The following is a 23,641-nucleotide window of genomic DNA, read 5'->3' as shown; positions in this document are numbered from 1 at the left end:
CAGCCTTATTGACATTCCAAGAGCGCACAGGTATCGAATCGCAGTTTTTGCGCAACATTGTGTCCGATACGGACCTAAACGGCGCAACATTCGGAAATATCGACCGGTTCAGGAGGTTTCGCATGGCTGGATATGACGATCGCGACGGTGTCATCTGGATGGATGGCGAATTGGTGCCCTGGCGTGAGGCCAATGTGCACATCCTGTCCCACGCGATGCATTATGCGTCTTCGGTGTTCGAGGGTGAGCGCGCTTACAACGGCAAGATCTTCAAAAGCCGCGAACATTCCGAACGCCTGATCGCGTCGGCAGAGGCGCTGGATATGCCGATGCCATACTCGGTCGATGAGATCGAGGCCGCCAAGGAAGAAGCGCTCAAAGCCAGTGGTCTTCAAGATGCGTATGTACGTGCGCTGGTCTGGCGTGGCTCGGGCGAGGATATGGGTGTGGCGTCCGCCAAGAATCCGGTTCGGATGGCCATCGCTGTTTGGCCTTGGGGTGCCTATTACGGTGACGCTAAGATGCAAGGCGCCAAGTTGGACATCGCCGAGTGGAAACGACCCAGTCCGGAAACCATTCCAGTCCATGCCAAGGCAGCAGGTCTTTACATGATCTGCACCATTTCCAAACACAAAGCTGAGGCCAAAGGCTGCTCGGACGCTTTGTTCATGGATTATAATGGCAACGTCGCCGAGGCGACGGGGGCAAATGTCTTCTTCGTTCAGGATGGCGAAGTGCACACCCCGCTGGCCGATTGCTTCCTCAACGGCATCACTCGTCAGACGGTGATCCAGATGCTGAAAGACAAGGGCATCACTGTTCATGAACGTCGGATCCGTCCCGAGGAGATGGCCGATTTCGAGCAATGCTGGCTGACTGGCACTGCAGCCGAGGTTACACCTGTCGGGCAGATCGGCGATTATACCTTCGAGGTCGGCGATCTGACCCGCGAAATCGCCGAAGATTACGAGAAATTGGTCCGCGCGTAAGTTAACACCGTATTGAACCCCCGCTCAGGCGGGGGTTTTGATTGCAGATCATGCAAATATGCATGCAGATCGTTCGAAGGTATGGACGCTGCCGGGCCAAGCCGTATTGTTGGCTCATGTTAGATCTTCTCAGCGATATCCTTACACGCCTGTCTCTGCGTGGCACATTTTATTTCCGCACATCCTTTACTCCGCCGTTTGGGATACAGGTGCCGGGCTTCGAGAACGTGGCCCGGTTTCACTTTGTGCAACGCGGTGAATTGAAGGTGCACCTGACAACAACCGGCGAGACCTTGCGGTTGCGGCAGGGTGATCTGATCCTTATTCCCCACGGTGCGCCGCATGCGCTGCTGTGTAATGAAGTCAAACCCTATGATGCCTTGCCCCTTGAGCAGGTGTTAGAGCTGTCAGGCTACAAAGGCGATGGTGTCCTGGTTTATGGCGGTGAGGAAGATGAGCGCGATACGCAACTGATTTGCGGACATTTCTCATTCACCGGGCCAGCCGGGCGAAACGGAACCGGTCATATGCTGATCGACCGGTTGCCACCTTTTATACTGATCGAGAATTACGGTGAAGAAGCGGGTGCCTGGATCGAGGCGACATTGCGCATGATCGGATCTGAAGTGTCCGGTGCTCGTATCGGCGGTGACCTGATCGCGCTGAAACTGTCCGAAGTGCTGTTTGCGCAAGCGATCCGGGCATACCTTGAACATCAAAGTCCTCATGATGCCGCGCTTGCCGGATTTGCCGATCCGCGCATCTCGCGGGCGCTGACTGCATTTCACCAGTCTCCGGCGCAGGAGTGGAGCGTTGCGATGCTCGCGCGAGAAGCAGCAATGTCACGCACCGCATTTGCGCAGCTTTTCTCACAAAAGATGGGGACTACCCCGATGCAGTACCTGACGGACTGGCGGATGCAGATCGCGTGCCATGGGTTGACCGAAAATCGCTGGAACGTTGCGGATGCCGCAGCAGAAGTGGGATACGCGTCCGAGGCTGCGTTTTCACGCGTGTTCAAGAAGCAGGTCGGACTGTCGCCCGCCGCGTACCGTGCGATGCACTAATCGTACTGATCAATTGAACGATCTGCAATAAATGCAAAACGAACTGAGATGTTGCGTTCAATCGCGTGCCCCTAATCTTTGATCATCACTGATTGAAGAAAGGAAGTTCACATGTCCCTGCGTTTTGTCACCCGCTCTGTCCATGCCTATCTTGACTACCCGGTTGCGATTGCGCTGATGATTTTGCCTTTTGTACTGGGGTTGGGCCAGTCCAACCCGCTGGCACTCTGGCTGTCCGTTGTGACCGGCATTGCAGCATTCTTACTGACCGTTCTGACAGATCATCACCTTGGGATTTGGCGGGTTCTGCCATACAAGTTTCACTTGGCTGTTGATTTGCTTGTCGGCGTCACCTTCCTTTTGGCACCCAGCCTGTTTGGGTTTTCTGGGCTTGATGCGTTGTTCTACTGGGTGAACGGGGCCGCAGTCGTTGTAGTGATCTCGCTCAGCGCGCCCGAACAGAGCGCTATTGCTTGAAGTGAGTCAGAACCGTAGCGATCAGCTGGGCCATGCGGGCATCCGGATGGCCCTTTTTTGTTTTAGACACTAATAAGGCCAAATTTGCCCAATAGGTCGCCCCTTTTGCATCAGGTTTTCAGGCTTGAATTTTCCGACAAAAACTATCAGATATAACGCAACGCCAGATGACACCATCAAGCAACTGGTTCCGGGGCGATCTGTGGGCTCAGCAAAAGCAGATGTGAAGGCCCGCCATCGCCCCGGGAACGACCAAAGGAGCCCGCGATTGCGTGATCGATTTGAAGAACTGATGGCCGATCCCTGCTGTGCATCGTGTGATTGCGACGCGCTAACCTCAGAAGTCGCGGCCTATCTCGATCACAAGACCTGCAACGCCGAGCGCTGCCGGGCGCTCGAAGAACGCTCAGCCGCAACGATGTACGCAGTCAGGCGCGATTCGATGCGCGCGCTGAATGAGGGTGGTGCGCGGGCCTAGAAATCCACACCACGTTGGGCTTTGATGCCAGCTTGGAACGGGTGTTTTTCTTCGGTCATCTCGGTTACCAGATCCGCATAGTCCCTGAGGGCTTGCGGGGCATCCCGGCCAGTCAGGAACACGCTGGTTTTGTCTGATCGGGTCTGAAGCCCCTCAATAACAGTGTCTACTGAAAGGTATTCGTAGCGCAGGGCGATATTGATCTCGTCGAGAACAACCAGATCGTAGTCGCCGCTTTTCATCAGATCACAGGCCTTGTTGAAGGCCGAAGTCGCTGCCGCGATGTCGCGCTCGCGGTCCTGCGTATCCCAGGTAAACCCTTCGCCCATCGTGTGCCAGGTGACCAGATCGCGTCCCTCAAAGAACCTGCGCTCACCGGTTTTCCACTTGCCCTTGATGAACTGAACCACAGCCACTTTCTGGCCCCAGCCCAATGCCCGGATCACCACGCCAAACGCAGCCGAGGATTTTCCCTTGCCCTTACCTGTATTGATCAGCACCAGTCCCCGGCCGGGATCGACCGCTTCCGAGACTTTCTTGCGGTGCTTGGCTTGCACCTCTTGCATCTTTTCTTTGTGGTTCTGTGCGTCGCTCATCGGGAAACCTCATAGGTGTATCGCGACCCAACCTAGGGAAAGATTGCGAAAGGTAAAGTCAGGCTTTGGGATCCGTTGCTGATCGCGCTTTGGTCCGATCAAGGCCAAGTTGTCGTTCACGCAGGATCACCACGACGTTGCCTGCAATCACCAACGCCGCGCCGCCCAGCATCACCAGGGTTGGCAACTCATCGAACCAGAAATAACCAATGACAATGGCGAACAGCATTGTGGTGTAGTCATAAGGTGCCAGCATTGACGCTTGTCCAAACTTGTAGGACGAGGTCACCAGAATCTGCGCCACTCCGCCGATCAGGCCGATTGTCACCAGCAATGCGGCTTGCTCCCATGTCGGGATAACCCAGCCCCAAAACACTGTGAGACCCGAAAGCAAGGTCGCTGTGAGAGAGAAATAGAACACGATTGCGGCGGGATGATCCACCTGTACCAGTTGTCGAATATGTATCTGCACAAAGGCACGGGCAACGGTTGCAGCCAGCACGCAAAGCGCACCTATTGTTGCGGCGGTTTCGGCAGTGCCTGAACCCAGCCGGGGCCAGATCATGATCAGAACGCCGACGAGGCCAAGCGCGACGGCCCCGATACGAATCATTCGTATCCGCTCGCCCAACATGATTGCAGCCAGAATCAGCGTGAAGATCGGGGTTGCATATCCGATGGCGGTTACCTCGGGCAGCGGCAACAGGCTAAGACCAGTAAAGGTCAGTCCCATGGCCGAGGTTCCCAGAACCCCGCGCCAGAAATGGCCCATCGGCTTCTTGACGACAAAGCCGTGCACCAGCTCTCCTCGCCAGACCAGCCAGGCGATGATAACCGGAATCGCGAAAAGCGAGCGGAAAAACACCATCTCTCCCGGCGGGAAATCATCTGACAAAGCCTTGACCAATGCAGACATCGTCGTGAACAGCACGAGCGCACTGAGCTTGAGCGCCACGGCCAATGCCGGACGATGCGATGTTAAGGATTTCGCCATGGTCGCGAACCTGCGCCTTTGAGGCGGAAAGATCAACTGGCCAAAGTTGCCGTATCAGAGATTGGACCAGTCTAGTGGAAGCTGAGCTCCAATTTCCTCTGACAGGTCCTTTAGAAACCTCATCATCCGCGCGGCTCGGTCCTGCGCGATGGCCCTGCCTTTTTCGGTCAGCATATCATTGGGTAAGCGCAGCAGTTTTATTTGCCAGTGATCGATTGAAAAAATCAGGTCATTAGGTAAACGGTTTTCGGCAAACGGATCTGACGGGTCATAAAGGGTGCGTCCCAGGGCGCCCGAGACTGAAAAGTTGCGGGCAATACCGATAGCACCCAACGCATCCAGACGATCGGCATCCCGTAGTATTCGCGCCTCGGGTGTTTCGGGCGGGATGTTAGCCGAAAAGCTATGGGCGGCAATCGCGTGCTGCACGGCTCCAATTTCAGTGGTGGAATAGCCGAATTCTTCAAGAATAGGCTCTGATTCATCGGCGGATCGCATCGAGGCCAGATGCCGATCCGGGTCATCTTTTGACAGGTTGATCAGATCATGCAGATAACACGCCGCCAGCAAGACACGCGGGTTGGTTTCATCATCCGCAATCGCCTGCGCATTAACCCAAACCCGATCCAGGTGCGCCAGATCATGCGCCGGATCCGTCTGCATCCGTTGCCTGACGACAGCGCGCAGCGAAGCGCGCAGATCAGCCAATCCGTCCACGGTTCTCGCCGATTTGACCACGATGCAGGAGCAGGTGATCGAGGATCACGCAAGCCATCATTGCCTCACCTACCGGAACGGCGCGGATGCCGACGCAGGGGTCGTGGCGGCCTTTGGTAATGATCTTGGTCTCTTCGCCGGATTTGGTGATGGTCTTGCGGGTGGTCAAAATGGACGAGGTCGGCTTGACCGCAAAGCGCACCACAAGATCCTGGCCGGTCGAAATGCCGCCCAGAATACCGCCAGCGTGGTTCGAGCTGTATTGAGGGCCGTCCTGTCCCATGAATATCTCGTCGGCGTTGGCCTCGCCAGTCAGTTCGGCGGCGCTCATGCCTTCACCGATTTCAACCCCTTTAACGGCGTTTATCGACATCATGGCTGCAGCCAGATCAGTGTCTAACTTGGCATAAACCGGCGCGCCGAGCCCCGCCGGAACGCCGCGCGCGACCACTTCGACCACTGCGCCGACCGAGTTGCCGGATTTGCGCAGGTCGTCCAGATAAACGGCCCAATCTTCGGCTGCTTTGGCGTCGGGCGTCCAGAATGTATTCTGTTCGATCTGCGACCAGTCGAAATTGGCACGGTCGATCTTGTGCGGACCGATCTGGGTCATATAACCGGTGATTTGAACATTCGGAGCGATCTGTTTGATAGCCTCACGCGCGAGTCCTCCGGCCGCCACACGTGATGCCGTTTCCCTCGCCGAACTGCGCCCGCCGCCGCGATAGTCACGGATCCCGTACTTCTGCCAATATGTGATGTCGGCGTGTCCCGGACGAAACTTGTCCATGATGTCGCCGTAGTCTTTCGAGCGCTGATCGGTGTTCTCGATCATCAACTGCACCGGTGTGCCTGTGGTCTGGCCTTCGAAAACACCAGACAGGATTTTGACCTGATCGGGTTCGCGCCGCTGTGTGGTGAATTTGTTCTGACCTGGTTTGCGCTTGTCCAGCCAATGCTGGATCATGCCTTCATCGATCGTGACGCCCGGAGGGCAGCCATCTATGGTCGCACCCAAAGCGGGCCCGTGGCTTTCACCCCAGGTGGTAACGCGGAAGAGGTGGCCAAAACTGTTCATCGACATGGGGCATGCTCCTTTGAGCGATGTGATTAGCGGGGAGTGCCTTGGTCCTCAAGCGGATTTGCATTTGCAGAGAAGCAAGCGCCGCCCTGTGGGCGGCGCGATTGGAATAAATCAGGCGGCTTGAGCCACCGCGGCGCGGGTTGCGTTGATCTTGAGCGCTGCATGAGCTGCTTCGCGCCCTTTCTCGATGAAATGCGCGCGATAGATGGCGTTGTGGTGATCCGTTTCCTGATACTGATGCGGTGTCAGCGAGACCGACAGGACCGGAACACCTGAATCGAGCCCGGCCCGCATCAAGCCATCGACAACCGCTTGTGCGACGAAGTCATGCCGGTAGATGCCGCCATCCACTACAAAGGCAGCGCAGGCTACGGCGGCGTAGCGCCCCGTTTGCGCCAGGTCACGGGCCAGCAGGGGCATCTCGAAAGCGCCCGGAACGTCGAATACATCAACCTGATCGGCTGGAATTAGTTCGAGAAACCCATCCAGCGCGCGATCCACGATATCTGAATGCCAGTTGGCTTTGACAAAAGCATAGCGGGTGTGTGTCATCATGATCTCCTTTCGTAACAGACACGTCACCCAAGGCGATCACGAGCAGGCACACCGCATTACCGGCGTGCTGCACGTTCTCTTTCATCCGGACTGTAACCGTCGGCTCTGGCTTCTCACCAGATCTGCTGACACCCCGGAGACCGGGGCCGCTCGCGGGCTTACGGGTCATGCCCGCATACCGCCGGTGGGGAATTTCGCCCCGCCCTGAGAACGAGTGGGACCTTGCCAAGGAGATATCGCTTCTGCAAGAGAAATTGGCAGGAGGACGAATATGCATCCCAATCCCACCTTTCGCGCCGAGACGCGCGAGCGTCACATCGAGTTTGCGCGTGACCGCGCCTTTGGTGTTCTGGCGGTGTCGACATCGGGTGTACCGTTGTTAAGCCACGTTCCCTTTCTTCTGAACGAGGATGCTTCATCGGCTGACCTGCATCTGGTCCGGTCAAATCCGATTGTTAGGGCGCTGAAACAGCCGCAACCTGCGAAGATCGCTGTGTTGGGGCCGGATGGGTATATCTCGCCTGACTGGTACGAAGTCGATGATCAGGTGCCGACCTGGAACTATGTAGCGGTGCATCTGACTGGAGTGCTTGAGATGCGGCCAACGGACGACCTGCGAAATCTGCTCGACCGGCAGGCGGCAGACTTTGAAAATCGCCTGCTGCCAAAGCCGCCATGGTTGGCGTCTAAGATGACACCAGACGCGCTGGATAGAATGATGCGCATGATCGTTCCCTGCCGACTCATGATCTCGGATATCGACGGCACTTGGAAGCTGAATCAGAACAAGCCCGATGAGGCGCGACATCGCGCGGCTGATCACGTGCACTCAGCAGGACTTGGCAGCGAGGTGGCGCGCTTGGCCTCGTTGATGCGCAAGGCCTGAGGCACGCGTTCTCGCCTTCCATTCATTGAGCGCTGAATGTGGCGAGATAAGCAGCGATGTCATCTGCGCCTTTTTTCAGCTTGACGCTCATGTTCGGGCGGGCGGTGTCATCACCCAGATATTCCTTGATGAACCCGATCGGATCCCGAGAATAGGCGGCGATGTTTTCTTCAGTCCACACAAGCCCTTCTTGCCCGGCGCGGATCATGTCGTCGGTGAACATCCCGATGGGCAAACGTTCACTTCCATAAAGATAATCGTTCTCAGTTCCGGCGGTGCGGCCAACTACGCCAAAGAGATTCGGCCCGGTGATGCCGCCTTTGACCAGAACCTCGCCATTTTTGATGATCGCATGGCACGAAGAGCATCTGTTATAGAGCTGTTCGCCTTTCGCCGGATCGCCGGCTGCGATCGCCTGTACTGAAGTCAGAAACGAAACAAAAACTACGGTTGCTGCTATCTTGAGCATTGAACATCTCCGGCTGGGAATATTGCGCCTGTGGCCTTTCACGCATTCCCGTTTAGAGTGCAATCGAATTCTGGTAGATAATCACGTGTTTGAAATATCTATTTTATATTAATAATTTAAGAGAAATCGTATCGCGCTAAAATAGAAGGAATACAGTGTTCTTAAGGTAGAGCTGCACGTGAAATCGGCGGCGTTCGCATAGGGTGAGGAGATTTCAATTTGGGGATCTACCAGCGCGGGTCGATGTCGAATCACGTCCCATCTGCCTGGCGCAATTCGCCGCTCTGAGGGTTAAAATCTGCATTTGAGATTGAAATTTTGCCCTTTCACCGTGACATGAATGCTTAGATGCGGCGTATTGCGCGTTTAAGAGCGCTGGACGAACTCTATTCTCCCCGATAGATACCCCGTTTAAGACGCCGCACTTGTGCGGTGCGCGAGCTTTATGCCCGTTCGCGGGCGCCAGATAATCGGAGATAACCTCGTGTCCCAAGCTGAAGACCACGAAGGCACCCGCAGAGATTTCCTCTACTACGTCGCTGGCGGCGCAGGTGTCGTTGCCACCGGGGCTGCCGTTTGGCCCCTGGTAAATCAAATGAACCCATCGGCAGACGTTCAGGCGCTGTCCTCGATCCGTGTGGATGTGAGCGGGGTAGAGCCGGGTACGCAGCTGACTGCAAAGTGGTTGGGTAAGCCTGTTTTCATCCGTCACCGCACAGGTGCCGAGATTCAGGAAGCTCAGGAGCAGGACGCTGAAGGTGTCGACGCGCTGCCTGACCCGCTGGCTCGTAACTTCAACCTGAACGCCGACGCACCAGCGACCGATGCCAATCGCGTCATGCCTTCGCCCGAAGGCGAAGGAGAAGGGGCGTGGATCGTTCAGATGGGTGTTTGTACACACTTGGGTTGTGTGCCGCTTGGCGATGCTGGCGACTTTGGCGGTTGGTTCTGCCCCTGCCACGGCTCGCACTACGATCTTGCCGGTCGTATCCGCAAAGGCCCCGCGCCTGAAAACCTGCCCATTCCGCCCGTTGAATGGGTGGACGCCACCACCATCAAGCTCGGCTAAGGGAGACCTAACTTATGTCCGGAATTCCCCACGATCATTACGAGCCGAAGACAAATGGCGAGAAGTGGCTGAACAGCCGTCTGCCCATCGTCGGCCTGCTTTATGACACCCTGATGATCCCAACCCCCAAGAACCTGAACTGGTGGTGGATCTGGGGCATCGTCCTGGCGTTCTGCCTGGCGTTGCAGATCGTCACCGGTATCGTTCTGGTGATGCACTACACCCCGCATGTTGATCTGGCCTTTGCCAGCATCGAACACATCATGCGCAACGTGAACGGCGGCTATATGCTGCGCTATCTGCACATGAACGGCGCATCGCTGTTCTTTGTAGCAGTCTACATCCACATCTTCCGCGGCCTGTTCTACGGCTCGTACAAAGCCCCGCGTGAGATTACGTGGATCATCGGGATGCTCATTTACCTGATGATGATGGGCACTGCGTTCATGGGCTACGTTCTGCCCTGGGGGCAGATGTCCTTCTGGGGTGCGACCGTGATCACCGGCCTGTTTGGTGCGATCCCGTTTGTTGGTGATGCGATCCAGACCTGGTTGCTGGGCGGACCTGCGGTGGACAACGCCACTCTGAACCGCTTTTTCTCGCTGCACTACCTTCTGCCGTTTGTTATCGCGGCGCTTGTGATCGTGCATATCTGGGCCTTCCACACCACAGGCAACAACAACCCGACAGGTGTTGAGGTTCGCCGTGGCTCGAAAGCCGAGGCAGAGAAAGACACGCTGCCGTTCTGGCCCTATTTCGTGATCAAGGACCTGTTCGCGCTGGCGGTCATTCTGGTCGTGTTCTGGGCCATCGTGGGCTACATGCCGAACTACTTGGGTCACCCGGATAACTACATCGAAGCCAACCCGCTGGTTACTCCTGCGCACATCGTCCCTGAATGGTACTTCCTGCCATTCTACGCGATCCTGCGTGCGTTCACTGGCGAAGTCTGGGTCGTTCAGTTCGCCAGCTTCATCACCGGCGGCATCATCGACGCCAAGTTCTTTGGTGTGATTGCGATGTTTGGTGCGATCCTGGCCATGGCCCTAGCCCCTTGGCTGGACACCTCGACCGTGCGTTCGGGCAAGTATCGTCCGATGTTCAAATGGTGGTTCTACCTTTTGATCATCGACTTCTTTGCTTTAATGTGGCTGGGTGCGATGCCCGCGGAAGAGCCCTATGCGACCTTCTCGCTGATCGCTTCGGCTTACTGGTTCGCCTATTTCTTCGTGATCCTGCCGATCCTGGGTGTCATCGAAAAACCCGAGGCGCAGCCGGAAACCATCGAAGAAGACTTCAACGCGCATTATGGCAAGGCAAACGCCGACGCCACGCCGGCCGAGTAAGAAGAGGGACCGGAAACATGTTCAAGAAACTTGCAATCGGTGCCGCGTTCGCTTTGGCCCTTGCGCCCGCCTCGACTTTTGCGGCAGGTGGCGGTGAGCAGCACATCGAAGATTTCGACTTCTCGTTCGAGGGACCGTTTGGAACCTGGGATCAGAACCAGCTTCAGCGCGGCCTACAGATCTATACCGAGGTCTGCGCAGCCTGCCATGGTCTGCAATATGTACCTCTTCGGACCCTTGAAGATTTGGGGTATTCGGAAGAGCAAGTCATCACCTACGCGGCCGACAACTTCGAGGTGTTCGATCCCGAGCTGGACGATTTCCGCCCGGCAATCCCGACCGACCACTTCCCGGCCAACAACGGTGTCGGCGCGCCTGACCTGAGCCTGATGGCGAAGGCCCGTGCCGGTTTCCATGGTCCTTACGGTCTGGGCATCAACCAGCTGGTCAAAGGCATGGGGGGCGCGGAATATATTGCCTCGCTTCTGGATGGTTATACCGGTGAAGAAAAGGAAGAAGCCGGTACTGTTCTCTATGAGAACAAGGCCTTCCCCGGTGGTTGGATTTCCATGGCTCCGCCGCTGGCAGAAGATCAGGTTGAATTTGCCGACGGACATCCTGCAACCGTTGAGGCAATGTCCGAAGACATAGCAGCCTTCTTGATGTGGAGCGCCGAGCCGAAAATGATGGAGCGCAAAAATGCCGGTTTCGTCGGTGTTCTGTTCCTGACAGTTCTGTCTGTTCTGCTGTACCTTGTGAACAAGCGCCTGTGGGCACCGATAAAGGGCAAACGTCTGGACTAAGGTCGACGTATAACTAAAAACTAAACCCCCGCGCCATCACGGTGACGGGGGTTTTTTTTGTTGCGATGGTGTGGAAGGGGCCAGCCCCTTCTTGGCCTGCGGCCAATTCATCCCCGAGGTATTTTGGGCCAGATGAACAACGGATCACACTTGTAATTGAGCTTTGCTGTGCCCCCGTATCGTCGCGATTACGATCTCGCCTTCGGGTTGGGCGTTGCCGAAGGTTACTTCGGTGAATTGTTCGGTGCGGCCCATTGTGGGATTTTCCATCAGGATATTGTGGGTTTTGCCGATCTGTGCCGTCAGATGCTTGATGACTTGTGCATCGCCAGCGGCGCGTAGGCGCGCGGCGCGTTCTTTGATGACATTGCCGTTGATCTGTTGCGGTATGCGGGCTGCCGGAGTGCCTTCGCGTTTGGAATAGGGGAATACATGCAGCCAGGTCAGGTTGCACTCGGTGACGAGCTTGAGGGAATTCTCGAAATGAGCCTCGGACTCGGTCGGGAAGCCAGCGATGATGTCCGCGCCAAAAGTCATGTCGGGTCGTAGTTTGATGGCGTCTTCAGTGAAACGAATCGCATCTTCGCGCAGGTGGCGGCGTTTCATGCGCTTCAGGATCAGATCGTCGCCATGCTGCAAGGACAGATGTAAATGGGGCATCAGGCGCGGCTCGGTCGCGATGGCATGCATCAGGTTCTCGTCGACTTCGATCGAGTCGATTGAGCTGATGCGCAGACGAGACAGATCGGGCACCAGTTTAAGGATGCGCATCACGAGATCGCCCAGTTTCGGCTGAGCGGGCAGATCCGCGCCCCATGAGGTCAGATCGACCCCGGTCAGAACAACTTCGTTGTAGCCCCTATCGACCAATCGTTTGATCTGATCCACCACAACGCCCGCAGGGACGCTGCGAGAATTGCCCCGGCCGTAAGGGATAATACAGAAGGTGCAGCGATGATCGCAGCCATTCTGAACCTGTACATAGGCGCGTGAGCGGGTTCCGAAGCCATCAATCAGATGCCCGGCGGTTTCCGTGACAGACATGATGTCGTCAACCTGAATCGCCTCGGTCTGACCGATGAAATCGGCGGCCATGCCTTTCCAGGTATCCGGTTGCATCTTTTCGGTGTTGCCGATGACCGCGTCTACTTCGTCCATAGCAGCAAAGGTCTGCGGCTCGGTTTGCGCCGCGCACCCGGTGACGATCAGACGTGCCGAGGGGTTTTCGCGGCGCAGCTTGCGAATCTCCTGCCGCGCCTTGCGGACGGCCTCGGCGGTCACCGCGCAGGTGTTGACGATCACAGCATCCGTTAGGCCAGCCTGCTGCGACAGTTCTTTCATCGCTTCGGTCTCATAGGCGTTCAGGCGGCAGCCCAGAGTGCTGAACTTAGGCGGGTTCATTCCAGTGACCTCAGGTATTCAGGCGTCAGCGTGCCCGAAAACACATGGGCTGTGGGTCCCGTCATCCAGACCCCATCCTCGCGCCAGTCGATCCAGATTGTGCCGCCATCCAGGTCAACTTGTACTTTGCGCCCAGTGAGGCCTCTGCGTGCTGCAGCGACGGCCGTGGCACAAGACGATGACCCCGAGGCCAGAGTGATCCCCACTCCTCGCTCCCACACCCGCATGCGGATGTGGTCGGGTGTGACTATCTGTGCGACCTGAACATTGGTGCGTTCGGGATAGAGTGGATGGTATTCGTAACGCTCGCCGAACTCTTCCATCGGAATGGCCTCGGCGTTGTCGACAAAGAAAGTGCAGTGCGGGTTGCCCATGCCGGTCGCTGTTGGACCACCTTCTATCGGCAGTTCCAGCGTGTCCATCTCTTCCGCCAGGGGAATCTCGTTCCAAAGAAGTTGGGGGTGCCCCATATTCACCGACGTCAGTCCATCGCCAGCGTCGCGGGCCTGCAGTGTGCCGCGTTCAGTTGTGAGCGTGAGTTCGGATTTGCCCGTCTCGTCCATCAGAAACCGAGCGATACAGCGCGTGGCGTTGCCACACGCAGCCGAAGTCGACCCGTCGACATTGTAGAACACCAGATGCGCATCCGCTTCGCCGCGTTCGATCACCGCCAACTGATCGAATCCCACGCCGAACTGCCGGTGCCCGATTCCCCTGGCAAGGGCCGGGGTGACCGGCACGGCATGCGCGCGCGCATCGACAACGACAAAGTCGTTGCCCAACCCGTGCATCTTCATAAAGGCCAAACCGGTGTCGAGTATCTGTTGCATGGCGGGCATATAACGCCGGTCCGGACATGAATCCACCCTGTCGCGTAGATTCCTGAAAAAAGGGGTTGACCCCCCAGTTCCACCTGCCTAATTAGGCCGCCTATCGGGGCGCCGAACTCATACGAATGACGGCGAACTGAAGTACGAAATAAGGTCTTGAACCCGGTCGGGTATTTACCTTACAGAGTGCTGCGGATCGAAGAGATCCTAAAAAGAGTGGGCCGTTAGCTCAGTTGGTAGAGCAACTGACTTTTAATCAGTGGGTCGCAGGTTCGAATCCTGCACGGCTCACCACTTTTTTCAAAGAAAATAGATGCTTGCCTCCTTGGTGGCAAACCGTCCGTCCGAATGTCAGAGTCGGACGGCAGTTACCGCGTTTACGCGCGTGTATTCCAGATTGGCAACAGAGAAAGAGACCGGTGGAGTACGATAAGCGTCGCTACAAACGCCGTAATCGGATCGAGTTCATATTCGGCAGCCTGAAGGATTGGCGACGCGTAGAGAACCGATATGACCGAAGCCTGGTATTCTTTCTCTCAACAATCGCACTTGGCGCATTAGTTGTTTTCACGCTATGAGACTTGGCTCTAGGGCTCAAACCCATCTGGCACACCGAACAGTGGCGCATCCAGTGTGGTCCCGGTCAATGCACCCATGAACGCCACCAGATCTGCGACCTGGGCATCGGTCAGTTCCAGCGGTTCGATGTCAATTTTCTGGCGATGACGCTCCATCTCGAACCGGTCCTGCCAGACGATGAAATCAACATTCTCAAGCCACGGCACGTTGGGCAGCCCGGCCAAATCAGGGGTCCAGGCAGCGAGGCTCTGAGATGGGTTCAAGTGGTGGCGAATAATGCCTTCCAGATCGGGAAAGGCACCGTTGTGACCATAGGGCGCCGTCTCTGTCACATTGCGCAGCATCGGTGTGCGGAAACGATAGGCGTCCTCAAGACGGTTGCTTTCACCCATATGACCCACGTCGCGGGCATAGGGGTCCCATTGGCGGGTCTTGCCCGGTCCAAATGGCGGCAAGCTCAGCGCGTGGAATTTTTGATCCGATAGCAACGGGCCGGAATGGCAGTTTGCGCAACCTGCCTCACCATAGAACAAGGTCATACCATCGTATTGCTCTGGCGTCAGAGCGGCATGGTCTCCGGCCAGATATTGATCAAACGGGCTGTTGGTGCTGCGCCACTCCAGTGCCATGAATGCGGCCAGCGCGTTGGTGATCTGAGTTATCGTGATGTCCTCGGTCGTGTCGATGTCATCGAACGCCTTGACCATGGCGGGCCCATAGCGCGGATCGGTGCGTACCCGTTTGGCGAGGATCGGCCAGCCCTTGTCGATGCGGTCATGCACCGCGCCGGTGACCTGATTTTCGGCCACATTCCCGGCCATTTCAAACTGCGAAGTCAGCGGGAAAAGCGCCTGCGCGGCCAGCAGCGAATTCAAGCCGTCCGGCAACCACTCCTGCGCGGGTGAGTTGAAACCGTTACCGTAGACGTCAGAGATACTCAGACGGCCATCATGGAAAACCGTGTGAAGTTCCTTTGCACCAAGGTTCCAAAGCCCCGGCGAATTGCGGGGAATTCGCTTGCGGATTTTGTCCGTTCCGATGCCCGGCGTCCGGTCTGGCCCCAAGCCCATCCCGCCTTCTCCGATGCCAAGCGACAAGCCGTCCGAGGTGCCGAAATCCGGGTGATGGCAATGGGCGCAGCTTATGTTCCGGTTTCCCGATAAAATGGAATCGTAAAACAGTTGATGACCGATAGCGGCCTGTTCCATATCAAAGGGGATGAAATCGTCATCCGTCAGCGGGCGCGGCAGATCCTGAGCAGCCACAGTCCCTGCCAAAAGGAAAGAAATCCCATGCGCCAGTTTGTATTTGCCCTTTGCCTTCTCGCGACCCCAGCGCTGGCTGAACTGGAACAAGCACGCGATCTGATGGAGGCCGGAGAGTTTGAGGCTGCGCGCGAAGAGTTGATGCCAGCAGCGCGATCCGGCAATGCCGAAGCCGAGGAGTTGATCGGTGTGATGTACGGGTTGGGACTTGGAGTCGAACAGGACTATGAACGCGCGTTTGAATGGTACTTGCGCGCCTCGATGAAAGGTCATCCCGGAGCGCAATCTGGTATCGGTTGGTACTACGAGTTGGGTCTGGGCATGCCCGCGCCTGATCTGGTTCGAGCGTACATGTGGTATACGCTCAGCGCCATCGGCGGCGACCCCGATGCGGCGATCAGCCTTGAAGAAGTGGTCAAAAAAATGTCGCCGGAGCAGATCGAGAAGGCGCATCTTCTGGTCAACGACTACAAAGGGTGGATGTACCCGTTTCGGTGAGGGCCGGACCCCAGAGCCCGGCCCAGCAATTCAGTTCAGATCCGCATCACGTGAGGCATTAACATCCGCCTCGGCTGCTGCCACAGCGTCAGTCAACGCTACAAAGATCTCATCACCACGTGCCACATTGGACTGGAACCAGTCATAGACCGGGGTTGCGGCTTCTTTGAACGCAGCTTTCTGGTCGGGTGTAAGGACATAAAGGTCACCACCGCCGGCAACGAAATCCTCATACGCCTGGATCGACTTGCGCTTGGGTGAGGCAAAGGTCGCCTGCTGCAGCGCATAAAACCCGTCGACTACCACGCGGCGCATATCTTCTGGCATCTCCTGGAACTTGGCGTTGTTCATCCACCACAGCGCACCCATGTAGGCATGCCCATCCAGCGTGACATATTGCAGGCCTGCATCAGGGAACTTCATACCCATGATGTCAGTGATGCCGTTTTTCGAGCCCTCAACCACGCCGGTCTGGAAGCTGGTGAACAGTTCTGGCCACGGGATCGGGGTCGGTGATGCACCCAGTGCTTTGACCAGCTCCTGCGGCAGGTCGGCAACCACGGTGCGGATTTTCAGACCTTCCATGTCAGCCGGCTCGGCGACACGGCGTTGTGTATTGGCGAAGTTGCGCCAGCCACCTGTATTGCCGATTGTCATCAGACGGATCGCACCGCCGGAATCCTCCAGCGCCATGTCGCGCATCTGCCGGGTGAAATCACCAGATAGGACATGTTCGGCAATGCGGTCATCGGCCATCAGGTAAGGCAGGTCCAGAACCTGCACGTAAGGGAAGATGCCCGAGGCCCCTCCAGAGGTTGAGATGTAGATGTCGATCGTACCGTCTGCCACGCCCTGCAGACACTCAGCACCGTTCGAGCAGAGCTGCGTACCGATGAACAGCTCAACCTCAATGGCTCCGTTCGAGGCCGCCTCAACGTAGTTCTTGAAAACGACCAGACCGTCATAGTCTTCGTCGTTTTCATTCGAGTTTGCTGTGGCGCGTAGCGTGTAGTCGGCGGCTGCCGCGGCAATCGCAGACGCGGCCACTAGCGACGTGGCCACCGCTGCGGTTTTGATAAATCTTCTGAGCATGCGTTTCCTCCCTGTGATACTCAGTTCAGTTTGCAAATCCCGTTATCCTCGGGATCGTCATGGATAGTGCGGGGATGTATGTGATCAAGAAGATCACGATGATTTCGACCGCCAGAAACGGCAGGATTGCCTTGGCGATGGTTTCAACCCGTTCCCGAGACACGGCGGCGGCTACGAACAGCACCAGCCCCATGGGCGGGGTGGCCAGACCGACGGTCAGGTTGACGCTCATGATAATGGCAAAATGGATCGGGTCTACACCGAGGCTGGTGAAGATCGGACCGAGGATCGGGCCAAGGATGATAATAGCGGGGCCTGCATCCAGGAACATTCCGACGATGAACAGCAGCAGGTTGATCAGGAACAGCAGGATCAGCGGGTTTTCCGACAGGCTGAGGATCAGCGAGGCCAGTTGTTCGGGCGCATGGCTGAGGCTGACCACCGTCTTGAAGGCCATTGCCGCCCCGACCAACAACAGGACGACAGCTGAGGTCATACCTGCATTGCTGAGCACTTCGGGGACTTCTTTCCACGTCAATGTGCGCAGGACGAAGAAACCGATGATGAAGGCATACCCTACTGCGACTGCGGCGGCCTCGGTTGGGGTAAAGATGCCACCCAGTATTCCGCCCAGGATGATCACAGGGGTCATCAGTGGGAAGAACGCCTTTAGGCTGGCCTGACGGCGTTCCGGCCAAGTGTATTTACGGCTGGCGACCGGGAAGTCGTAGCGATCCGCCATCAGCTTGATCATGAGCATCAAACCGACACCGACCATGACCCCAGGCACGATGCCAGCGAGAAAGAGCGCAGCCACACTTTCACCCATGACATAGGCATAGATGATCATGATGCCCGAGGGCGGGATGATCGGCCCGATCACCGAACTGGCTGCCGTGATCGCGGCGGCAAATTTGCGGGTATAGCCTTGCTTCTCCATCGCCGGGATCAGCATTGACCCAAGCGCCGAAGTATCGGCGACAGCGGATCCTGAAAGGCCCGCGAACAGGATCGAGCTGAGGACGTTCACATGCGCAAGGCCGCCCCGCAGGTGGCCCATCAGGGCCTGGCTGAACTCCACAAGTCGGATGGTAATGCCGCCCCGGTTCATCAGTTCTCCGGCCAGCATGAAGAAAGGGATCGCCATCAGCGGGAAGCTATCCATACCGTTATAGACATTGCGATAGAGCAGCGTAATGTCGTTGGTCTGACCGCTAAGCCATAGCAGAATGCCAGGCGCTGCCAGCAGTGCGAAAAAGACCGGCAGGCCGATCAGCAGGAAAATCAGGAAGGTGGGCAGGAACCAAATCAGCATTTATTCAGCCCCCACCGCAGCTTCGGGAATTTCAGGCAAAAGATGTGCTCCGCCCAACATGGTTACTATCGACCGCAAGATCAGTTCGATATTGACCGAGATCAGCAAGATGATCCCAACCAGCAGAGAGGCCATCATCCAACTGCGCGGAATACGGTACCATTCATCGAACCCGAAAGAGGTAGGCAGGTACAACGCCGCAGTGGCGAACCGGCCACCAAAGCCCGTAACCTCAGACCAGCCGATATTGACCGCAACCAGCAACACGGCCAGCGAGATCAGCAGCAGGAACAAATTGAGCGATTGACCAAGCACGCGCGGCAGGAAACGTGCAAGCATATCGATGGCGACGAACCCTCCGCGACGGAAAGCTGTGGGGGCCATCAGGCCCGTCATCCAGAGCATGCAGAACCGGGCAGCCTCATCCGGCCATGGCAGGGCGTTACCCAAGACATATCGGAAGAACACCTGAATCAGGATCGCGATAACCATAACTGCAATCGCAACAACACCGACCGCGCGGCCCAGACGCAGCACGGTTTCGTTCACGAATGCAATCGGCGTCAACGCCGATGCCAGTCCGCCCATGCGGATCCTCCCACTGTCAGCTGCGGGTTTGACCCGCAGTCTTCATATCGCGCTTAGCTCTGCGCGAATTGGCCGAGTTTTCCGGCAAAGAACGTCAGCGCGTCTCCATCCGCCATGCTGACTTTCAGAACTTTGCCCACCACGATCACATGATCGCCTGCATCGTGATAAGCGTGCTGCTCGCATTCGAACCGGGCAAGACTGCCCGGCAACAACGGGGTGCCGTTTTCACAACGGTCATGTTCGATATCACGCAGCGCATGGGCGTCTTTTGAACAGCCAAAGCACAGCTCGGCCTGTTCAGCAGACAGAACATGCACACTGAAGTGACGCGCCGCGTGAAAATAGCGGAACCGGCGCGAATTGCGGTCGCCCGCCCACATCACCAGCGGCGGATCCAGCGACAGGGACGAAAAGCTGTTGGCGGTAATGCAGATTGGCCCATCCTCACTGTCGCAGGTCACGACAGTAACTCCGGTGGCAAAACGGCCAAAAGCATCGCGCAGGGTTCGCGTGTCGTCCTTATGCGGGACGAATGTATGGTTCATATCGCGCGAGATTGCGTTCATCATGGCACCTCATGTCCCAGCGCCGCCTCATACAGGCGGTACCAGCTTTCACGATCCAGCTTGACCTTCAACGCATCCGAGGCGCGTTTGATACGGCCCAGATTATTTGTGCCCAAAACCGGCAGGATGTTCGCCGAATGCGCGAGCAGGAAGGCAACCGCAACGGCGGCGCGGTCCACCCCGAATTCCTCGGCTATCTCATCCGCAACAACACCAACCGGAGGGTTCCCGGCCATCAAAAGGCCCCCGCCAAGTGGGGACCACGCCATCAGCGGATGACCATGCTGCTGATGGAACGCCAGATCGCCGTTAGTGAACGGGCTGATCTCGCCCAGAGATATCTCGATCTGATTGGTGACCAACTTGGTTTTCATCGCCGACTGCAGCAAAGACCAGTCCCAAGGGCGGAAGTTGGACACACCAACCGCGCCGACCTTGCCACTGGCAACCACCTCATCCAGCGCTGCACCGGTTTCATGGTGATCCATCATTGGATCCGGGCGGTGGATCAGTAGCAAGTCGATGTGGTCGATCGCCATTTCCGACAGAGATGTATCGACCGACTTCAGAATATGCGCACTTGACGTGTCGTAATATTTGACCTTGGCCTCGGCATAACGCCCCATCGGCGCGACGATGTCACATTTGGTGACGATCTCCATTTTCTGGCGAAGGCTGGGATTGGTGCGCAAGGCATTGCCCAGAACGGCTTCGGCCGCGTATCCGCCATAAATGTCGGCCTGATCGAAGGTGGTGATGCCCTGATCCAGACAGGCCTGAATCTTGGCCTCAACATGCGCAGTCGAGGTGTCACTGTCATCACCCAAGCGCCACATGCCATAGACAAGACGGCTCATTTCCAGCGTGTCAGATAGTTTCACACGTTGCATCAGCGACGAACTCCGTTGCCCAGCGGGGTTGCCGGGGTGGTTGCTGGCACGCGCCCGTAGGCTTCGGGAAGCGAGCAGGTTTTCAGGTTGGGCATCACGCGGGAGCCAAAATGCCTGGCCTCGTCCATGTGCGGATAGCCCGAAAAGATGAAGGCGCGAATGCCCATCTTCTGATACTCTTCGATTTTAGACATAACTTGATCGGTCGAACCGACCAGCGCAGCACCACAGCCCGACCGTGCGCGTCCGACGCCGGTCCACAGTCCAGGTTCGACATAGCCATATTCGTCGGCCAGATCGCGGTTCTTGGATTGATGCGCCACGCCCAAGGATGTCGCGTCCAGTGCCCGCTCGCGGATCGCACGACCATATTCGTCATCCAGTTTCGAGACGATGTAGTCGGCGTATTCCTGTGCCTCAGCCTCGGTATCCCGCACGATCATGTGGACGCGCAGGCCGTAATCCAGAGTACGATTGTAATTCTCGGCAACTGCATGAACGGCTTTCATCCGCTCGGCCAACTGATCCTTTGTTTCCGGCCACATCAGGTAGACATCGCAATGTTCACCGCACAGGTCCAAAGCAGACGGCGAGTAGCCGCCGAAATACAGCAGTGGGCCACCGGTCTGGTAAGGCCGAGCCGGGTCGGTGGTCAGGCCTGAAAAGTTATAGACCTCGCCCGCATGGTTGATTTCGTCCTGCGTCCAGGCCTGTTTCAGGATCTCGACCACTTCGCGCGAACGCTGATAGCGGTACGCACTGTCGGCTTTCTCGCCCGGGAAATCGGACGAGATGATGTTAACCGTCAGCCGCCCCTTTAGCATGTGGTCCAGCGTCGCGATGGTACGGGCCAGCATGATGGGCTGCATTTCGCCACAGCGCACGGCGGCCAGCAGGTTGATCTTTTCAGTGATCGGGGCGCAGCCTGCAACAAAGCTCAACGTATCCTGACCGACCTGGTACGATGACGGACACAGGATGTTGCGAAAGCCTTGCGCCTCGGCCTCTTTCACGATGCCTAAACAATGCTCCCAACTGGATCGCAGATCACCATCGGGCACACCCAGAAACTGGTAGTCATCCGAGCAAAGCGCTGCAAACCACGAAACCTCGGCCGCATCCAGGTCGGGGGATGTGATGGGGACGATGGTCATTTGATTCACGCTCCGTACATCTTTGACTTTCCTCTTGCGTAGCAAGCGCATTGATGTAGATCAATAGTGTATCAATTTTTCCTGCGACCGAGTGAAGCGCCCTCAATGTCCGCCAACAGCCGCAATCCAAATGCCCTGCCGATCTATGTCCAGATCTCAGAGCTTCTGATCCGCGATATTGCTGCGGGCCGTCTGATTGATGGTGAGCGTCTTCCACCTGAACGGGACATGGCTTCGAACCTAAATGTCTCGGTCGGGACCTTGCGAAAATCCCTCGCCGAGCTTGAGAAAAAAGGCATGTTGGAGCGTATTCAGGGTTCGGGCAACTACATCCGCGAGACCGGAACGCAGAACAGCGTCTATGCTATGTTCCGGCTGGAACTGCCCGAAGGCGGCGGGTTGCCGCGTGCCGACATCCTGTCGGTTGATCATCTCAAGAAGCCTGCGAAACTGCCGAAGTTCGGCCTGTCTGATAGCGGTTCGCGTGTACGTCGGATGCGTTATCTGAATGACACAATCATCGCGGTCGAAGAAATCTGGTTGGACGAATCAGCCGGGACCATCGACCAGAACCTGCTGTCCGACTCGCTTTATCGCTATTACCAGCAACAACTTGGCTTCTGGATCACACGGGCAGAGGATCGCGTTTCTGTCAGTGCCCTGCCCGACTGGACACCTGAAGGCTTCACCAAACCTGCGGGCCAAGCCGCAGGGTATATCGAACGGTTCAGTTGGTCTGAGAAAGCTGAACCTATCGAGTTTTCAAAAACATGGTTTGATCCAGATCGAGCCACATATGTTCAACGCCTGAAATAAAAGGAACTGCGCATGACCCGGACCACCAATTACGGGCTGATCGGATGCGGCATGATGGGGCAGGAACACCTGCACAACATTGCTCTGCTTGAGGGCACACGAGTCGCCGCAATCTTCGAACCCGACCCGGAGATGGCGCATAAGGCGCAGGCGATTGCACCCGACGCGCAGATGGTGTCTTCCCTTCAGGACCTTCTGACGGTCAATGATCTGGACTGTCTGGTCATCGCCAGCCCCAACCACCTGCATGTTGATCAACTGGCCGAGATTGCGGAAACCCGCCCACTGCCACTGTTGATCGAGAAACCGTTGTTCACTGATCCCGCCGATCTTGCACGGCTTGAAGAGTTAGAGCGCAATTTTCCGCACCCGATCTGGGTCGCGATGGAATATCGCTATATGCCCCCGATCACGGCGCTGATCGATGAAGCAGCGACCGCAGGTGGTGAGATCAAGATGCTCACGATCCGCGAACACCGCTTTCCGTTTCTCGAAAAGGTCGGCAATTGGAACCGGTTCAACCGTAACACTGGCGGTACATTCGTCGAAAAATGTTGCCACTTTTTCGACCTCATGCGCCTGATCCTGCAATCAGACCCGGTTCGTGTTTCCGCAAGCGGAGGCCAAGCCGTCAATCATTTGGACGAAGTTTATGACGGCGATACTCCAGATATTCTGGACCACGGCTATGTCATTGTCGATTTTGCTTCGGGCACACGCGCGATGCTCGAGCTTTGCATGTTTGCCGAGGGTTCGCGGTATCAAGAAGAAATCTCGGCCATTGGGCGCGATGCCAAGATCGAAGCGCTTGTGCCCGGCCCGGGCCGCTTCTGGCCCGAACATCTGGGCGACGCGCCTGTACCACAGCTGATCATCAGCCCTCGCGCACCGAAAGGTCCAATCCAGCGCGACATCCCCGTTGATCCCGAGTTGCTGGCGGCTGGCGACCACAATGGCTCGACTTATTACCAGCACAAAGGCTTTCTGGAGCTGGTCAGGGGCGAGCGCGCCAAACCCGAGGTCTCACTGCGTGATGGGATTTGGGCCGTGCGTATCGGCCTTGCCGCACAACAGGCGTCAGAGCAGGGCCAAACGATCAGCCTAGCTGGGTAAT

General features: G+C 56.9%; 26 protein-coding genes, 1 tRNA gene and 1 riboswitch. Of the genes, 12 read left to right on the top strand and 15 right to left on the bottom strand.

Translation table 11 applies throughout. From position 1 onward, the window contains the following. The first annotated feature begins 122 nt into the window (after positions 1-122). The 4 genes from ACR0KC_RS19445 (at position 123) to ACR0KC_RS19430 (ending at position 3,011) form a co-directional block, all read left to right on the top strand. Positions 123-989, top strand: coding sequence for a branched-chain amino acid aminotransferase (locus ACR0KC_RS19445; protein WP_170566675.1), 867 nt, complete (start codon positions 123-125; stop codon positions 987-989). A 116-nt stretch (positions 990-1,105) separates the two neighbouring features. After that, the gene (locus tag ACR0KC_RS19440) at positions 1,106-2,056 is read left to right on the top strand and encodes an AraC family transcriptional regulator (RefSeq protein ID WP_480707438.1); all 951 of its coding nucleotides are present in this window, start codon (positions 1,106-1,108) and stop codon (positions 2,054-2,056) included. A gap of 111 nt (positions 2,057-2,167) precedes the next feature. Beyond that, positions 2,168-2,533 carry an SPW repeat domain-containing protein gene (locus ACR0KC_RS19435; RefSeq protein WP_480707437.1) on the top strand — a complete coding sequence of 122 codons (366 nt, stop codon included), beginning with the start codon at positions 2,168-2,170 and terminating at the stop codon, positions 2,531-2,533. 268 nt (positions 2,534-2,801) lie between these two features. Further along, on the top strand, positions 2,802-3,011 hold the full coding sequence (locus ACR0KC_RS19430; RefSeq protein WP_170398221.1) for a hypothetical protein: 210 nt from the start codon (positions 2,802-2,804) through the stop codon (positions 3,009-3,011). Here the strand turns inward: ACR0KC_RS19430 and cobO are convergent. The 5 genes from cobO to ACR0KC_RS19405 all read right to left on the bottom strand — a co-directional run bounded on the left by cobO (position 3,008) and on the right by ACR0KC_RS19405 (position 6,954). Then, positions 3,008-3,607: a cob(I)yrinic acid a,c-diamide adenosyltransferase gene (cobO, locus tag ACR0KC_RS19425; RefSeq protein ID WP_170625409.1), complete on the bottom strand. Its 600-nt coding sequence runs from the start codon at positions 3,605-3,607 to the stop codon at positions 3,008-3,010. The genes ACR0KC_RS19430 and cobO overlap by 4 nt on opposite strands. Before the next feature lie 58 nt (positions 3,608-3,665). Further along, entirely contained in the window at positions 3,666-4,601 is a 936-nt protein-coding gene (locus ACR0KC_RS19420; protein ID WP_170398226.1) for a DMT family transporter, read from the bottom strand. Positions 4,602-4,655: 54 nt separating this feature from the next. Then, positions 4,656-5,318 (bottom strand): HD domain-containing protein, encoded by a 663-nt coding sequence (locus ACR0KC_RS19415; protein ID WP_480772152.1) that lies wholly within the window; start codon positions 5,316-5,318, stop codon positions 4,656-4,658. Further along, entirely contained in the window at positions 5,302-6,402 is a 1,101-nt protein-coding gene (gene aroC, locus ACR0KC_RS19410) for a chorismate synthase (protein ID WP_480772151.1), read from the bottom strand. The genes ACR0KC_RS19415 and aroC overlap by 17 nt, the downstream gene beginning before the upstream one ends. A gap of 111 nt (positions 6,403-6,513) precedes the next feature. Further along, positions 6,514-6,954, bottom strand: coding sequence for a 6,7-dimethyl-8-ribityllumazine synthase (locus ACR0KC_RS19405; RefSeq protein ID WP_480707435.1), 441 nt, complete (start codon positions 6,952-6,954; stop codon positions 6,514-6,516). Between the two features lie 72 nt (positions 6,955-7,026). After that, positions 7,027-7,173, bottom strand: a riboswitch (FMN riboswitch). A gap of 55 nt (positions 7,174-7,228) precedes the next feature. Between ACR0KC_RS19405 and ACR0KC_RS19400 the strand changes: the two genes are divergently transcribed. Then, positions 7,229-7,843 carry an FMN-binding negative transcriptional regulator gene (locus tag ACR0KC_RS19400; protein ID WP_480707434.1) on the top strand — a complete coding sequence of 205 codons (615 nt, stop codon included), beginning with the start codon at positions 7,229-7,231 and terminating at the stop codon, positions 7,841-7,843. A 22-nt stretch (positions 7,844-7,865) separates the two neighbouring features. Here ACR0KC_RS19400 and ACR0KC_RS19395 read toward each other — a convergent pair whose 3' ends face one another. Then, positions 7,866-8,312, bottom strand: coding sequence for a c-type cytochrome (locus ACR0KC_RS19395; RefSeq protein WP_480707433.1), 447 nt, complete (start codon positions 8,310-8,312; stop codon positions 7,866-7,868). 484 nt (positions 8,313-8,796) lie between these two features. Between ACR0KC_RS19395 and petA the strand changes: the two genes are divergently transcribed. The 3 genes from petA to ACR0KC_RS19380 are packed head-to-tail and all read left to right on the top strand — an operon-like array spanning position 8,797 to position 11,530. Then, on the top strand, positions 8,797-9,381 hold the full coding sequence (petA, locus tag ACR0KC_RS19390; RefSeq protein ID WP_170398293.1) for a ubiquinol-cytochrome c reductase iron-sulfur subunit: 585 nt from the start codon (positions 8,797-8,799) through the stop codon (positions 9,379-9,381). A gap of 14 nt (positions 9,382-9,395) precedes the next feature. Beyond that, positions 9,396-10,727: a cytochrome b gene (gene petB / locus ACR0KC_RS19385; RefSeq protein ID WP_170398296.1), complete on the top strand. Its 1,332-nt coding sequence runs from the start codon at positions 9,396-9,398 to the stop codon at positions 10,725-10,727. Between the two features lie 17 nt (positions 10,728-10,744). After that, positions 10,745-11,530 (top strand): cytochrome c1, encoded by a 786-nt coding sequence (locus ACR0KC_RS19380; RefSeq protein WP_170398299.1) that lies wholly within the window; start codon positions 10,745-10,747, stop codon positions 11,528-11,530. A 144-nt stretch (positions 11,531-11,674) separates the two neighbouring features. Here ACR0KC_RS19380 and mtaB read toward each other — a convergent pair whose 3' ends face one another. Further along, positions 11,675-12,931 (bottom strand): tRNA (N(6)-L-threonylcarbamoyladenosine(37)-C(2))-methylthiotransferase MtaB, encoded by a 1,257-nt coding sequence (gene mtaB, locus ACR0KC_RS19375; RefSeq protein ID WP_170648334.1) that lies wholly within the window; start codon positions 12,929-12,931, stop codon positions 11,675-11,677. Next, positions 12,928-13,770, bottom strand: coding sequence for a diaminopimelate epimerase (gene dapF / locus ACR0KC_RS19370; RefSeq protein ID WP_480707432.1), 843 nt, complete (start codon positions 13,768-13,770; stop codon positions 12,928-12,930). Before dapF ends, mtaB begins: the two co-directional genes overlap by 4 nt. A gap of 209 nt (positions 13,771-13,979) precedes the next feature. Between dapF and ACR0KC_RS19365 the strand changes: the two genes are divergently transcribed. Further along, positions 13,980-14,055, top strand: a tRNA-Lys gene (locus ACR0KC_RS19365). A 293-nt stretch (positions 14,056-14,348) separates the two neighbouring features. Here the strand turns inward: ACR0KC_RS19365 and ACR0KC_RS19360 are convergent. Continuing rightward, positions 14,349-15,617: a cytochrome-c peroxidase gene (locus ACR0KC_RS19360; RefSeq protein WP_480707431.1), complete on the bottom strand. Its 1,269-nt coding sequence runs from the start codon at positions 15,615-15,617 to the stop codon at positions 14,349-14,351. A gap of 15 nt (positions 15,618-15,632) precedes the next feature. Between ACR0KC_RS19360 and ACR0KC_RS19355 the strand changes: the two genes are divergently transcribed. Continuing rightward, a complete protein-coding gene (locus tag ACR0KC_RS19355) occupies positions 15,633-16,103 on the top strand; it encodes a tetratricopeptide repeat protein (RefSeq protein WP_480707430.1) in 471 nt (156 codons plus the stop codon). 30 nt (positions 16,104-16,133) lie between these two features. Here the strand turns inward: ACR0KC_RS19355 and ACR0KC_RS19350 are convergent, their stop codons facing one another. From ACR0KC_RS19350 to ACR0KC_RS19325, 6 genes are read right to left on the bottom strand one after another with little or no spacing between them, the layout of a single operon-like run. Then, entirely contained in the window at positions 16,134-17,195 is a 1,062-nt protein-coding gene (locus ACR0KC_RS19350; RefSeq protein WP_170408182.1) for a TRAP transporter substrate-binding protein, read from the bottom strand. A gap of 25 nt (positions 17,196-17,220) precedes the next feature. Next, positions 17,221-18,510 (bottom strand): TRAP transporter large permease, encoded by a 1,290-nt coding sequence (locus ACR0KC_RS19345; RefSeq protein ID WP_170398321.1) that lies wholly within the window; start codon positions 18,508-18,510, stop codon positions 17,221-17,223. Continuing rightward, a complete protein-coding gene (locus tag ACR0KC_RS19340) occupies positions 18,511-19,098 on the bottom strand; it encodes a TRAP transporter small permease (protein WP_170398319.1) in 588 nt (195 codons plus the stop codon). A gap of 53 nt (positions 19,099-19,151) precedes the next feature. After that, entirely contained in the window at positions 19,152-19,667 is a 516-nt protein-coding gene (locus tag ACR0KC_RS19335) for a flavin reductase family protein (RefSeq protein WP_170408253.1), read from the bottom strand. After that, complete coding sequence (locus ACR0KC_RS19330) at positions 19,667-20,557, bottom strand: aldo/keto reductase (RefSeq protein WP_480791461.1); 891 nt, start codon at positions 20,555-20,557, stop codon at positions 19,667-19,669. Before ACR0KC_RS19330 ends, ACR0KC_RS19335 begins: the two co-directional genes overlap by 1 nt. Next, positions 20,557-21,711: an LLM class flavin-dependent oxidoreductase gene (locus ACR0KC_RS19325; protein ID WP_480772150.1), complete on the bottom strand. Its 1,155-nt coding sequence runs from the start codon at positions 21,709-21,711 to the stop codon at positions 20,557-20,559. Before ACR0KC_RS19325 ends, ACR0KC_RS19330 begins: the two co-directional genes overlap by 1 nt. A 105-nt stretch (positions 21,712-21,816) precedes the next feature. Here ACR0KC_RS19325 and ACR0KC_RS19320 point away from each other — a divergent pair, with 105 nt between their 5' ends. Further along, positions 21,817-22,527, top strand: coding sequence for a GntR family transcriptional regulator (locus tag ACR0KC_RS19320; protein WP_170398311.1), 711 nt, complete (start codon positions 21,817-21,819; stop codon positions 22,525-22,527). A gap of 12 nt (positions 22,528-22,539) precedes the next feature. Beyond that, complete coding sequence (locus ACR0KC_RS19315) at positions 22,540-23,640, top strand: Gfo/Idh/MocA family protein (RefSeq protein WP_223117378.1); 1,101 nt, start codon at positions 22,540-22,542, stop codon at positions 23,638-23,640. Position 23,641 lies beyond the last annotated feature (1 nt).

The sequence above is a fragment of the Ruegeria sp. CF3 genome (assembly GCF_056537365.1).
The sequence above is the reverse complement of the archived record's forward strand: the minus strand, read 5'-3'. Positions and strand labels throughout refer to the sequence as shown.